This window comes from Micromonospora sp. NPDC048868, assembly GCF_043198195.1.
GTDB lineage: Bacteria > Actinomycetota > Actinomycetes > Mycobacteriales > Micromonosporaceae > Micromonospora > Micromonospora reichwaldensis.
The window spans coordinates 128089-141069 of the sequence record NZ_JBICUN010000001.1 but is presented as its reverse complement, the minus strand read 5'-3'; the positions used below and the strand labels follow the sequence as shown (position 1 = coordinate 141069).

Sequence of the window (12981 nt, the reverse complement as noted above, 5' to 3'; positions counted from 1 at the left end):
CGGGAATCCGGCACCGGCCGATCGGGCACGGGCCGGCCGGGTGCGGGCGGGACGGGCACGGGCCGGCTGAGTGGGGGCGGGACGGGCACGGGCCGGCCGGGTGCGGGCGGGACGGGCGTGGGCCGGCCGGGCGTGGGTGCGGGGGCCTCGGGCAAGGAGCGATCTGGTGTGGGCGCGGCTCGACCGGGTGCGGGCGGGACAGGCGTGGGCCAGCCGGGCATGGGCCGGCCGGGCGTGGGCGCGGAGGCGTCGGGCGAGGAGCGGTCTGGTGTGGACGCGGGTCGACCGGGCGTGGGCGCGGAGGCGACAGGCGAGGATCGGTCGAGTGCGGGTGCGTCGAGTGCGGGCCGGCCGGAGGCGGGGCGGTCGGGTGTGGGCCGAGCGGGTGCGGGGCGGCCGGGGGCGGAACGAGGGGATGCGGGCGGGCCGGGGGAGGGGCGGGCCGGGGAGGGCAGCCGGGGGCGCGACGAGCGGCACCTGCACGTGGTCGACCCGTTGGCCGTGGACGCCGACGGCGGCGACTCTCCCGCCTGGAGCCGCAGGCGGGAGCACTACCAGCCGCCCGAGGTGGCCCGCCCCGACAACGCGGTGCCGTACGCCGAGTTGCACGCGCACACCAACTTCAGCTTCCTCGACGGTGCCAGCCACCCGGAGGAACTGGCCGAGGAGGCGGCCCGGCTGGGCCTCACCGCGCTCGCCGTCACCGACCACGACGGCTTCTACGGGGTGGTGCGCTTCGCCGAGGCGGCCCGCGCGCTGCACCTGCCGACGATCTTCGGCGCCGAACTCTCCCTGGAGCTGCCCGGCCCGCAGAACGGCGAGCCCGACCCGCTCGGGCGGCACCTGCTGTTGCTCGCCCACGGCCACGAGGGGTACGCCCGGCTCGCCTCGACCATCGCCCGCGCCCAGCTGCGCGGCGGAGAGAAGGGCCGCCCGGTCTACGGCGAGCTGGAGGAGATCGCCGAGCAGTTGCGTGACCACGTGCTGGTGCTCACCGGCTGCCGCAAGGGGCACGTGCCGTCGGCGCTGCTCACCGAGGGGGTGGACGCGGCGGCCCGCGAGCTGGACCGGCTGACCGCCCTGTTCGGCGCGGAGACGGTGGCGGTGGAGCTGACCGACCACGGGCACCCGGTGGACGCCGACCGCAACGACGCGCTCGCCGAGCTGGCGGCGGCGGCCGGCCTGCCCACGGTGGCCACCAACAACGTGCACTACGCCACGCCGGGCCGGCGGCGGCTGGCCACCACCGTTGCGGCCGTCCGGGCCCGGCGCAGCCTGGACGAGATCGACGGCTGGCTGCCCGCCGCCGGCACCGCCCACCTGCGCGGCGGCGCCGAGATGGCGGCCCGGTTCGCCGCCTACCCGGGGGCGGTGGCACGGGCCGCCGAGTTCGGCGCCGAGCTCGCCTTCGACCTCCAGCTCGTCGCGCCGCGGCTGCCGGCGTACCCGGTGCCGCCGGGGCACACCGAGATGAGCTGGCTGCGCCACCTGACCCGCGCCGGCGCCCGCGAGCGCTACGGCCCGCCCGAGGCGCACCCGAGGGCGTACGCGCAGCTCGACCACGAGCTGAACATGATCGAGGAGCTGGGCTTCCCCGGCTACTTCCTGGTGGTCTACGACATCGTCACGTTCTGCCGCGAGCAGGACATCTACTGCCAGGGGCGGGGCTCGGCGGCCAACTCGGCGGTCTGCTACGCGCTGCGGATCACCAACGTGGACGCCGTCCGGCACCGGCTGCTCTTCGAGCGCTTCCTCGCCCCGGAGCGCGACGGCCCGCCCGACATCGACGTCGACATCGAGTCCGACCGCCGGGAGGAGGTGATCCAGCACGTCTACGCCCGGTACGGCCGGGAGCACGCCGCCCAGGTCGCCAACGTCATCTCCTACCGGCCCCGCTCGGCGGTGCGGGACGTGGCCAAGGCGTTCGGGTTCTCGCCCGGCCAGCAGGACGCCTGGAGCAAGCAGATCGACCGCTGGGGGTCGGTGGCGGCCGTCGACGTGGCGGACATCCCCGAGCAGGTGGTCGCGTACGCCAACGAGTTGCAGACGTTCCCCCGGCACCTGGGCATCCACTCCGGCGGCATGGTGATCTGCGACCGGCCGGTGATCGAGGTTTGTCCGGTGGAGTGGGGGCGGATGCCGGGCCGCAGCGTGCTCCAGTGGGACAAGGACGACTGCGCCGCCGTCGGCCTGGTCAAGTTCGACCTGCTCGGGCTCGGCATGCTCTCCGCGCTGCACTACGGCTACGACATGATCGGGATGAGCCTGGACCTCGGGGACATGACGCTGGACGATCCCGAGGTCTACGACATGCTCTGCCGGGCCGACTCGGTCGGGGTGTTCCAGGTGGAGAGCCGCGCCCAGATGGCCACCCTGCCCCGGTTGAAGCCCCGCGAGTTCTACGACCTGGTGGTCGAGGTGGCGCTGATCCGGCCCGGCCCGATCCAGGGCGGCTCGGTGCACCCGTACATCCGGCGCAAGAACGGCCAGGAGCCGGTGACCTACCCGCACCCGCTGATGCGCAACGCGCTGGAGAAGACCCTCGGCGTGCCGCTGTTCCAGGAGCAGCTGATGCAGCTCGCGATCGACCTGGCGGGCTTCGACGCCGCTGGCGCCGACCAGCTGCGCCGGGCGATGGGCGCGAAGCGTTCCGCCGAGCGGATGGCCCGCATCGCCGACCGGCTCTACGCGGGCATGGCGGAGCGGGGCATCACCGGCGAGCTGGCCGACGACGTCTTCCACAAGCTCTCCGCGTTCGCCAGCTACGGCTTCCCGGAGAGCCACGCGATGAGCTTCGCCTACCTGGTCTACGCCAGCTCCTGGCTCAAGCGCTACCACCCGGGGCCGTTCCTGGCCGCGCTGCTCAACGCCCAGCCGATGGGCTTCTACTCGCCGCAGACGCTTGTCGACGACGCCCGCCGGCACGGGGTGGAGGTGCGCCGGCCGGACATCAACGCCAGCGGCGCGCTGGCGGTGCTGGAGTCCACCCCGCAGACCCGGTGGGGCAGCGCGCCGGGGGAGCCGCCACACGCCTGGGGGCTGAACGGGCCCGCCGTCCGGCTCGGGCTCTCCGGCGTGCGTACCCTCGGCGACGGGGTGGCCGAGCGGATCGAGGCGGAGCGGGCGGCGCGCGGGCCGTACCGCGACATGCCGGACCTGGCCCGGCGCGTGGGTCTCACCGCCGCGCAGCTGGAGGCGCTGGCCACCGCGGACGCCTTCGCCTGTTTCGGGCTGTCCCGGCGGCAGGCCCTCTGGGCCGCCGGCGCGGCGGCCCAGGACCGGCCGGGCCGGCTGCCGGGCACGGTGACCGGCGCGACCGCGCCCACCCTGCCCGGGATGGAGGCGGTGGAACGGCTGGTCGCCGACGTCTGGGCGACCGGGTTGTCACCGGAGAGCCACCCGGCGAGCTTCATCCGCCCCCGGCTCGACGCGCTCGGCGCGGTGCCGATCGCCCGGCTCGGCGGGGTGGAACCGGGGCGGCGCATCCGGGTCGGCGGGATCGTCACCCACCGGCAGCGGCCCGCGACCGCCGGCGGGGTCACCTTCCTCAACCTGGAGGACGAGACGGGGATGCTCAACGTCACCTGCTCCCCGGGCCTGTGGCAGCGCTACCGGCGGGTGGCCCGCACGAGCGCCGCGCTGGTGGTGCGGGGGCGGCTGCAACGGCACGAGGGAGTGATCAACCTCACCGCCGACCGGCTGGACGCCATCGAGCCCCCGGTCAGTCCGCCCTCGCGCGACTTCCGCTGACGGCAGTGATCCACATTACGGTTTTCCGGGCCGGATGGAGGGACACTCCAGCTCGCGTGGGCAGAGTGGCCCGCGCGAGCACGAGGGGGACGAACGATCATGGGAAACAACGACGGTAACGGTGGGGTGGCGAACTCCCGGCGGACCCGGCTCGGCGCCGGTTGGACCCCGAGCCACCACACGGAGCCGCGCGAGTACGAGATCGTCGAGGGCCCGGTGGCCAACGCCCTGCGGTCGCGGGCCGAGGACGACGCCGCTGCCGGCGAGTCCTGACCTCCCACCCGGAGCCGGCCGGGCCGCCACAGGTGCGGCGCGGTGCGGCTGGACCGGGTGACTAGGCTCGACCGGGTGGAGCAGACCCCAGGCCGGCTCGCCGGGCCGCCGCTGACCCCCCGTACCGCCGTGATCTGGTCGGTGCTGCGCGCCGAGCTGGAGCGCCGCGCCGGCACCGCGCTGACCGTGCTCGACGTCGGCGGCGGCACGGGCGGCTTCGCCGTGCCGCTGGCCCAGGCCGGGCACCGGGTCACTGTGGTCGACGCCAGTCCCGACGCGCTCGCCGCGCTGACCCGCCGGGCCGCGGAGGCCGGCGTGGCCGAGCGGGTCCGCGCGGTGCAGGGCGACGGCGACGCGCTCGCCGGCCTGGTCGAGCCGGGCAGCGCCGACCTGGTGCTCTGCCACGCCGTGCTGGAGGTCGTCGACGATCCGGCGGCGGTGGTGGCGGCGTTGGCCGCCGCGCTGCGGCCGGGCGGCGCCGCGAGCGTGCTCGTCGCCGGCCGGGCCGCCGCCGTGCTCGGCCGGGCCATGAACGGGCACCTGGACGTCGCCGCCGCGCTGGCCGCCGATCCGGCCGGGACCGCCGGCCCCCGGGACACCCTGCGCCGGCGCTACGACGCCGACGGCGCCGCCGCGCTGCTCACCGCCGCCGGGCTCGTGGTCGAGCAGATCCATGGCGTACGCGTGCTCGCCGACCTGCTCCCCGCCGCCGTCGCCGATGGCCAGCCGGCCGCCCTGGTCGAGTTGGAGCGGGCGCTCGCCGCGCGGGCGCCCTGGCGGGACCTCGCCGCCCAGCTGCACCTGTTCGCCCGCCGCCCGTGACCGACCCGCCCCGCCCGCCGCACCCGCCCGGGCCCACGCTGGAGATCGTCGGACCGCGCTACGGCGACGCCAGCCTCGCCGACGTCCTGCCGTCCGCACTCGCCGTGCTCGATGTGCCCGGCGCCACCGACCTGCTCGGGCTGCGGGCCGCGCTGCCCGGGATACGCCGGATCGCGGTGCTGCTCGTCGACGGCCTCGGCTGGCACCAGATCCCGACCGCCGCCCCGTACGCGCCGACCCTGGTGGCGCTCGCCGCCACCGTCGGGCGGCAGCTGACCTCCGGCTTTCCGTCGACCACGCCGACCAGCCTGGTGACGCTGGGCACCGGCGCCGCCCCCGGCGCGCACGGCGTGCTCGGGTTCACGGTGCGGGTGCCGGGGACCGATCGGGTGCTCAACCACGTCGAGTGGGCGGCCGATCCGGCGCCGCTGCGCTGGCAGCCGGTGCGTACGCAGCTGGAACGGGCCCGCGCCGCCGGGGTCGCGGTGACGGTGGTGAGCCGGCCGGAGTTCGGCGGCAGCGGGCTGACGCTGGCCGCCAACCGCGGCGGCGACTACCGCGGCGCGCCCGGCGTCGACGCGCTCGCCGAACGGATGCTCGCCGCCCTGGCCGCCGGAGCGGGACCCACGCTGGTCTCCGGCTACCACCCCGACCTGGACCGGCACGGCCACCTGACGGGCGTGGACTCGGCACCCTGGCGGATCGCCGCGGCCAAGGTGGACCGGCTGCTGGCCCGGCTCGTCGACGGGCTGCCGCCCGACGCCGCGCTGCTGGTCACCGCCGATCACGGCCAGCTCGACGTGCCGGCCGAAGACCGCTTCGACCTGGACACCGACCCCCGGCTGCGCGCCGGACTGGAGGTGGTCGCCGGGGAGCCCCGGGTCCGCTACCTGCACGTCGCCCCCGGTGCCGTGGACGATGTGGTGGCCGCCTGGTCGGCGGTGCTCGGCGACGCGGCCCGGGTGCGTACCCGCGACGAGGTGGTGGCCGCCGGCTGGTTCGGTCCGGTGGCGGAGGAACACCTGGCGCGCATCGGCGACGTGGTGGTGATCTGCAACGGCACGTACGCGGTGACCGCCTCCCGCTCCGAGCCGCCGGCGGTCTCCCGGCTGGTGGCGTACCACGGGGCGGACACGGCGGCCGAGATGGCGATCCCGCTGCTGGTCGTACGCGGCTGACCGCGCCGGCCCGCCGGGCGGGGATGTCGCAGGCCCGGGCTAGCCTGCGGGGATGGGCCGCAGCCAGTCGTTGCCCCGGGGTGGCGATCCCCGGTTCGGGCCGGACGCCGACGATTCCGGCTGCCCGATCCTGCACGTCGACATGGACGCCTTCTTCGCCTCGGTCGAGGTCCGCCGCCGGCCGGAGCTGCGCGGTCGGCCCGTCGTGGTCGGCGGCACCGGCCCGCGCGGGGTGGTGAGCTCCGCCAGCTACGAGGCCCGGCGCTACGGCGTACGCAGCGCCATGCCCACCGCCCGGGCCCGGGCGCTCTGCCCGCACGCGGTCTACCTGCCGCCGGACTTCCCGCAGTACTCGGCGGCCTCCGCCGCGGTGATGCAGATCTTCCGGGACGTCACCCCGCTGGTCGAGCCGCTCTCCCTGGACGAGGCGTTCCTCGACGTGGCCGGCGCCCGGCGGCTCTTCGGCCCGCCGGCCGCCATCGCCCGGCGCATCCGCGAGCGGGTCGCGGGGGAGCAGGGGCTGAGCTGTTCCGTCGGCGTCGCGCCGAGCAAGTTCGTGGCCAAGCTCGGCTCGACCCGCGCCAAGCCCGACGGCCTGCTCGTCGTCCCGGCCACCCGGGTGCTCGACTTCCTGCACCCGCTGCCGGTGTCGGCGCTGTGGGGGGTGGGGGAGCGGTCCACCGAGACGCTGCGGCGGCTGGGCCTGGCCACGATCGGCGATCTCGCCGAGGCCCCGGTCGGCATGCTGCGCAAGGCGCTCGGTGAGGCGTCCGCCGCCCACCTGCACGAGCTGGCCTGGGGGCGCGACCCGCGCCGGGTCACCCCCGAGCAGGCGGAGAAGTCGATCGGCGCCGAGGTGACCTTCGACGTGGACGTCACCGACCCGCTGGAGATCCGCCGGTCGCTGCTCGCCCTCGCCGAGAAGGTCGGCATCCGGCTGCGCCGGGCCGGGCAGGTCGGGCGCACCGTGTCGCTCAAAGTGCGGCTGACCGATTTCCGCACCGTCAGCCGCTCCCGCACGGCGGGCGTGCCGACCGACGTCGCCAGGGAGATCTTCGACACCGTCTGGGCGCTCTACACCGCGCTCGACCCGGGTGAGCCCGTCCGTCTGGTCGGCGTACGGGTCGAGGGGCTCGCCGCCGCGCGGGAGACCCCGCGGCAGCTCACCCTCGGTGCGCCCGAGCGGGGCTGGCGGGAGGCGGAGGCCGCAGCCGACGCCGCCGCTGCCCGTTTCGGGCGGTCCGTCATAGGTCCGGCCAGTCTGCTGGGGGTCCGCGAGGGGCGACGAAATGAAAATCCACCCCGGCCGTAGGTCGTCCCGCTTTCCGACGCGCGAGGGCCCTCGTAGACTTGCGGGTAAGCAGCCGGTTGGCTGCCACGGTCTGTCGGCCCGACCGGGCCGACCAACGTGACCGGGGAGGAGTGCCGTGCCGCTCTCGGAGCACGAGCAGCGGCTGTTCGAGCAGATCGAGCGGTCGCTTGCCGAGGACCCCAAATTCGCCTCGGCCGTGCGCGCCAGCGATCCGCGCTTCCACGCGCGGCGTCGCCTGCTCGTCGCTGCCGGCGTGATCATTGCTGGGCTGGCCCTGTTGGTCTATGGCGCGGTGATCAAGCTTCCGCCGCTGGCAGTGGCGGGTTTCGTCGTCATGCTGGCCTCGGCCGCGTTCGCGGTGCAGTCGCACCGTCGGGGGCAGTCACCGGACCTGCACGTCGTGGGCGGGACGACGAGTCGTCGTCGCCCTCGCGGCCGGTCGGGTCGTCGGCCCTCGATCCTGGACCGGATGGAGGACCGGTGGCGGCAGCGCCCGGAGGGGCACCGCTGAGCCCGGCCCGCCCCTGAGGCGGGCCGCGCGACAAACAGTCGGCCGCCGGGACGCCCGGCGGCCACCGACGACTCAGCACGCCCCGGGGGCGTGCATCCTCCGCATATCCCGATGTCCGGCATCCGGCCGGTGCCTCGTCGGCCCGTGAGCCCGGTCGGCCCGTGAGCCCGGTCGGCCCGTGAGCCCGGTCGGCCCGTGAGCCCGGTCGGCCCGTGAGCCCCGCGAACGCGACGGGCCGGCGGGGGCGGGTGCCCCTACCGGCCCGTTCGTCCGTCGGTCAGCGGGCCATGCGGCCGGCCAGCAGGCGACGCGGGCTCCAGCGCAGCAACCGGTGCCGGGCCCGACCGCCCGCCGCCACCAGCCGGGACGACGCCTCGGCCGTGCCCGTGCGCCAGCGCAGCAGCACCGACGGCGGCAGCACCGCCGCCACCAGGCGGGTACGCCGGTCGGTCTGTGCGGCGAGCGCGGCGCGTACGGTGCGCAGGGCCGGCAGGAGTTGCTCGCCGGTCAGCGGATCGCGGGCGTAGCGGGCGCGTTCCTCGGCGCGGCCGAGCAGGCGTACGGCCGTGGTCGCCCCCGCGTCGGCGGTGAGCGCCTCCCGGGACAGCCGGTCGGCGGTCGCCCGGGGGGTCTCCGTCCGGTCCACCCGGACCCGGTAGTCCACAAGCGTGTCCAGCAGTTCGTCCCAGGCGGCGTGCGCGTCCGCCCGCGCCCGCTCCGCGTCCGCCACCACCACCATGCGTCGCCCGTCGGTGGGCGCGTCGCCGGCGGCCCCGGGGCGCACCGCCGCCGCGGCCGGTCTCGCCGGGCCGCTGCGCCTGCGGCGCAGCGCCGTGCGGCGCAGCGCCGGCAGGGCGAGCAGAGCGAGCAGGGCCAGCACCGCCGCGGCGGCGTACCAGGGCCAGACCGGAGCCTGGTCGGTCGGGGCCGTGCCGTCGAGGGCCAGGCCGGAGTCGAAGTCCTCCTCGGGGCCGTCCGGCCCCGCCGGGCCGGCCGACGGGTCGACGTCGCCGGGGGCACTCGTCGGGCCTGCGGTCGGCGTCTCCGCCTCCGGGGCGTCGATGTCCGGCGCCCACGCCGACCGGGTCGAGCCCTGCACGCCGTACGCCGGGGTGGGGTCGAAGGGCACCCAACCGACCTCGTTGAAGTAGACCTCCGTCCAGGCGTGCAGGTTCCGGTTGGTCAGCGTGTACGTGCCGTCGCCGGAGTTGCTGCCGTTGGCGAAGCCGAACGCCACCCGGGCCGGTACGCCGGCGGCCCGGACCAGCCACGTCATCGCGGCGGCGTACTGCTGGCAGAAGCCGACCTTGTTGTCGAGGAAGTCGACGATCTCCCGCCCGCTGGTGCCGCCCTTGGTGCTGAGCGAGTAGGTGAAGCCGTTGTCCGCGGAGAAGTGGTCGTAGATCGCGCGGACCTTGTCGTACTCGGTGTCCTTGCCCCGTACCAGGGTGGAGACCAGCTCCTCGACCTCGGGCACCGGCGGCGGTGCGGGATGCAGGCGCCGTACGGCGTGGTCGGCCGGCAGCGGCGACGACCGGCGCAGGGCCGCCGGTGTGTAGGCCGAGCGCACGTACTCGAACGAGTAGCGCTTGTCGCGCGAGTTGTCCCGGTGGGAGAAGACCACCTGGAGGCTGGGGTCGTACGCCCAGTTGCCGTTGAGGCCCTCGGAGCGCACCGGTTCGGTGTAGACCGGCAGCAGCGGCATGTTGAGGGTCTTCGTCACCTCGACAGTGGCCTGGTACGTCCGCTGCTCGACGCCCCGCGCGGACGGCGCCGGCAGGTCGTCGACGGGCCGGCCCGTGGGGGTGCCCTCGCGGAAGCCGCTCGGCGTGAGCTTGTCGGCCACGCCGAAGCGCAGGTAGAAGGGGCGGGGCTCGTTCGTGGTGACCTTGACCAGGTCGGCGACCTCGGACTGGTTGAGCTGCCCGCTCAACGCCGCGAACAGGTCGATCCGGCCGGTGCCGCCCTGCCCGGAGCGCCCGTTGCCGTTGCCGTTGCCCGAACCGCCAAGCGTGTCCAGCAGCCCGCCCGTCATTCCCGGCACGGCCAGCGGCAGCACCACGGCCAGCGCCACACCCACCGCCGCCAGCCGCCGGCCGGCGGCGGCCAGCGGCGAGGCCTCCCAGACGTCGACGTCCCGCCCGTCGCCGGTGAACCGCCGGCCGAACCGGCGGACCCGGTCGACGTTGTCGGTCACCAGCAGCCAGAGGAACCCGGCGGCGCCGACGACGAACGGCACCGCCGGGACGCTGTCCACGTAGACCGCGACGGGCACCGAGTAGATCGCCAGCATCGGCAGGCCGGCCAGCGCCGGCCGGCGCAGCCCGACGGTGAGCACGTCGACCACCACGGCCACCCCGCCGATCCCGAGCACCGTGACGAACAGCAGCGGGTCGGTGTCGGGGACCTTGACGCCGTACGAGCGCATGTCCTCCAGCGAGCCGTCGAGCAACTCGCCGAAGTGCGTGAAGGTCGACGGGGTGGGCACGATGCCCAGCAGTTCGGTGCCGCCGGGGAAGAGCCAGGTCAGGGCCAGCGTCAGGCCGGCCAGCATGCCCAGCGCCTGGCCCCAGAGCGGAACCCGCGCCAGCCGGGCGAGCGCGGCCACGGCGGCGACCACGGCCACCGCGATCGTCGCCTGGATCAGCCACGTCCAGCGTTCGAAGATGGCCGACAGCGGCGCGGCGGCGAGCAGCGTCGCCGCGGCGGCCACGAAGCCCAGGTTCCGGTGGGCGATCATGAGGGGACCCTTCCGTTCATCGCATGCCCCCGGCCACCGTCTCGGCCATGGCCGCCCGCAGCGCGAAGCCCTGCGAGCCGCGGGCCGCCTGCGGCCACAGCGCGGGCAACTGCGTGCCGTGGTCGACGCCGATGACCCGCCAGCCGCTCTGCAACATGGCCAGCGCGGCGGCGCCGTGGGCGTGGTCGGCCTCGGCCCGGGCCTTGGCGGGCAGGTTGAGCCAGGTGGAGCTGTCGAGCAGGAAACCGACGCAGGTGGCGCCGTTGCCCCGCAGCCCGGCCAGCAGTTCGGCCTCGGCCGTGCTCACCGAGCCGAAGAGGCCGATGATCAGGCCGCCGTCCGACCGTTGCCGGACCCGCTGCACCAGAGTGGTGAGCTCACCGAACTTGTCGAGCCGGACCTCGGCGAGGTGGTCGAGGAGCACCCCGTCGCCGGCCGCCTCGGACGCGTCCACGTCCGCGCCGGACCCGGTGACCAGGCGCAGCTTGTAGCCGGCCTGCCGCAGGTGCACCGCGATGCTGGCCGCGGCGGAGACCGCCCACTCGAAGGAGGCCGTCGGCCCGTCGCCGCGGTGGCCGTACGCGCGGGTGTCCAGCACGACGGTGGCCCGGCTCTCCCAGGGCTGCTCCTCCCGGCGCACCATCAGCTCGCCCGTGCGCGCGGTCGACTTCCAGTGCACCCGGCGCAGGTCGTCGCCCATCCGGTACTCCCGGGTGGCGGCGTCGTCCTCGCCGTGCACCGCCACCGAGCGGGCCCGGCTGTCGCCGCTGCCGGCGTACTCGCCGGGCAGGCGCACCGAGGGCAGCGGCGTGACCTGCGGGATGACGGTCAGATGATCGGTGCTCGGGAAGGCGCGGCTCAGCTCGCACAACCCGAACGGGTCCGTCATCCGGACCACCAGCGGGCCCACCTCGTAGCGACCGCGCACGTCGGCGCGCACCGTGTAGGCCACCGAGCTGGCCTGGTGGGCGCCGAGCCGCTCCAGCACCACCCGCGGCCGGCTGCCCAGCGCGTACGGCAGCCGGTCCTCCAGCAGCAGGGTGCCGGTGGGCAGGCGGGACATGTTCTGCAACCGCAGCACCACCCGGGAGCTGGCCCCGACGGGCACCCGGTGCGGGTCCAGCGACCGGTTGCAGGCCAGCTTGTAGCGGCTGCGCCCGACGTAGGCCGCGGCGAGCAGCGGCAGGACGGCCAGCAGCACGGCCACCCGGAGCAGGTCCTTCTCGCCGAGGATGCCGGCCGAGACCGCCGCCGCGACCGCGGCCGCCACGAACGAACGGCCGCGGGTGGTCAGCCCGCGCAGCCCGTCGCGCACGTCACCGCCTCCGCGGCTCGTACGTGGCTCGGCCGTTGCCCTCGCCCGTGGGGCGGGTGTCGTACGGGGAGCGCCCGCGGTCGTGCGGCAGCGGCAGCCGGTGCACCAGCTCGGAGACGATCGCGTCGGTCGTGCGCCGGGCGAGCTGGGCGTCGGCGGTCGGGATGATCCGGTGCGCGAGCACCGGCACGGCCAGCACCTGGAGGTCGTCGGGCAGGACGTAGTCGCGCCCCTCCAGGGCGGCCACCGCGCGGGCGGTGCGCAGGAGCTGGAGGGTCGCCCGCGGGGAGGCGCCCAGCCGCAGGTCGGCGGCCTCGCGGGTGGCGGTGACCAGGTCGATCGCGTACTGCTTCACGGCGTCGGCGACGTGCACCTGCCGGACGTGGCCGATCAGCTGCCGCACGGTGTTGGCGTCGGCGACCGGACGCAGCTCGTCAAGCGGGTCCGTCGCGCCGTGCCCGTCGAGCATCGCCAGCTCGGCGCTCGGGTCCGGGTAGCCCATCGCGATGCGGGCGGTGAACCGGTCGCGCTGCGCCTCGGGGAGGGGATAGGTGCCCTCCATCTCGATCGGGTTCTGGGTCGCGACGACCATGAACGGCGTCTGGAGGTGGTAGGTGACGCCGTCGACGGTGACCTGGCGCTCCTCCATGCACTCCAGCAGCGCCGACTGCGTCTTCGGCGAGGCGCGGTTGATCTCGTCGCCGACGACCAGGTTGGCGAAGACCGCACCGGGGCGGAACTCGAAGTCGTGCGTCTCCTGGTTGTAGACGCTGACCCCCGTGACGTCGCTGGGCAACAGGTCGGGGGTGAACTGGATGCGGCGCACGGAGCAGTCGATCGAACGGGCCATGGCCTTGGCGAGCTTGGTCTTGCCGACCCCGGGCACGTCCTCGATGAGCAGGTGGCCCTCGGCGAGCAGGACGGCCAGGGCGAGCCGCACGGTGGCGGTCTTGCCCTCGATGACCTGCTCGATGTTCGACACGATGGCTTCGCTGGCGGCACGGAACTCGTCGTGCGGCAACACGCCGCCCACCTCGTCCCAGGTCTGTTGTGTCACGGGCCTCCTCCTCGTCGCCGGAC

At 75.4% G+C, this 12981-nt stretch carries 9 protein-coding genes; 6 read left to right on the top strand and 3 right to left on the bottom strand.

Annotated features, from left to right (window positions below; all coding sequences use genetic code 11):
- The first annotated feature begins 483 nt into the window (after positions 1 to 483).
- From ACGFNF_RS00655 to ACGFNF_RS00630, 6 genes are all read left to right on the top strand, one after another.
- A complete protein-coding gene (locus tag ACGFNF_RS00655) occupies positions 484 to 3750 on the top strand; it encodes an error-prone DNA polymerase (RefSeq protein WP_393164861.1) in 3267 nt (1088 codons plus the stop codon).
- A gap of 99 nt (positions 3751 to 3849) precedes the next feature.
- The gene (locus ACGFNF_RS00650) at positions 3850 to 4023 is read left to right on the top strand and encodes a hypothetical protein (RefSeq protein WP_311411606.1); all 174 of its coding nucleotides are present in this window, start codon (positions 3850 to 3852) and stop codon (positions 4021 to 4023) included.
- A 57-nt stretch (positions 4024 to 4080) separates the two neighbouring features.
- Positions 4081 to 4845 (top strand): methyltransferase domain-containing protein, encoded by a 765-nt coding sequence (locus ACGFNF_RS00645; RefSeq protein ID WP_393165316.1) that lies wholly within the window; start codon positions 4081 to 4083, stop codon positions 4843 to 4845.
- Positions 4842 to 6023: an alkaline phosphatase family protein gene (locus ACGFNF_RS00640; RefSeq protein ID WP_393164859.1), complete on the top strand. Its 1182-nt coding sequence runs from the start codon at positions 4842 to 4844 to the stop codon at positions 6021 to 6023. Before ACGFNF_RS00645 ends, ACGFNF_RS00640 begins: the two co-directional genes overlap by 4 nt.
- A 52-nt stretch (positions 6024 to 6075) precedes the next feature.
- Complete coding sequence (locus tag ACGFNF_RS00635) at positions 6076 to 7335, top strand: DNA polymerase IV (protein WP_393164857.1); 1260 nt, start codon at positions 6076 to 6078, stop codon at positions 7333 to 7335.
- A 115-nt stretch (positions 7336 to 7450) separates the two neighbouring features.
- Positions 7451 to 7846 (top strand): DUF3040 domain-containing protein, encoded by a 396-nt coding sequence (locus ACGFNF_RS00630; protein WP_132236265.1) that lies wholly within the window; start codon positions 7451 to 7453, stop codon positions 7844 to 7846.
- 277 nt (positions 7847 to 8123) lie between these two features.
- Here the strand turns inward: ACGFNF_RS00630 and ACGFNF_RS00625 are convergent, their stop codons facing one another.
- Genes ACGFNF_RS00625 through ACGFNF_RS00615 form a run of 3 tightly spaced genes read right to left on the bottom strand, consistent with a single transcriptional unit; the run spans position 8124 to position 12958 of the window.
- The gene (locus ACGFNF_RS00625; protein ID WP_393164855.1) at positions 8124 to 10586 is read right to left on the bottom strand and encodes a DUF3488 and DUF4129 domain-containing transglutaminase family protein; all 2463 of its coding nucleotides are present in this window, start codon (positions 10584 to 10586) and stop codon (positions 8124 to 8126) included.
- A 16-nt stretch (positions 10587 to 10602) separates the two neighbouring features.
- Positions 10603 to 11901, bottom strand: a complete 1299-nt coding sequence (locus tag ACGFNF_RS00620) for a DUF58 domain-containing protein (protein ID WP_393164853.1) — start codon at positions 11899 to 11901, stop codon at positions 10603 to 10605.
- A 1-nt stretch (position 11902) separates the two neighbouring features.
- Positions 11903 to 12958: a MoxR family ATPase gene (locus ACGFNF_RS00615; RefSeq protein WP_357580149.1), complete on the bottom strand. Its 1056-nt coding sequence runs from the start codon at positions 12956 to 12958 to the stop codon at positions 11903 to 11905.
- Positions 12959 to 12981: the final 23 nt, after the last annotated feature.

Coding starts and splice junctions, on each gene's coding strand:
- ACGFNF_RS00650 (WP_311411606.1), top strand. CDS start 3,850: ATGGGAAACAACGACGGTAACGGTGGGGTGGCGAACTCCCGGCGGACC.
- ACGFNF_RS00635 (WP_393164857.1), top strand. CDS start 6,076: ATGGGCCGCAGCCAGTCGTTGCCCCGGGGTGGCGATCCCCGGTTCGGG.
- ACGFNF_RS00625 (WP_393164855.1), bottom strand. CDS start 10,586: ATGATCGCCCACCGGAACCTGGGCTTCGTGGCCGCCGCGGCGACGCTG.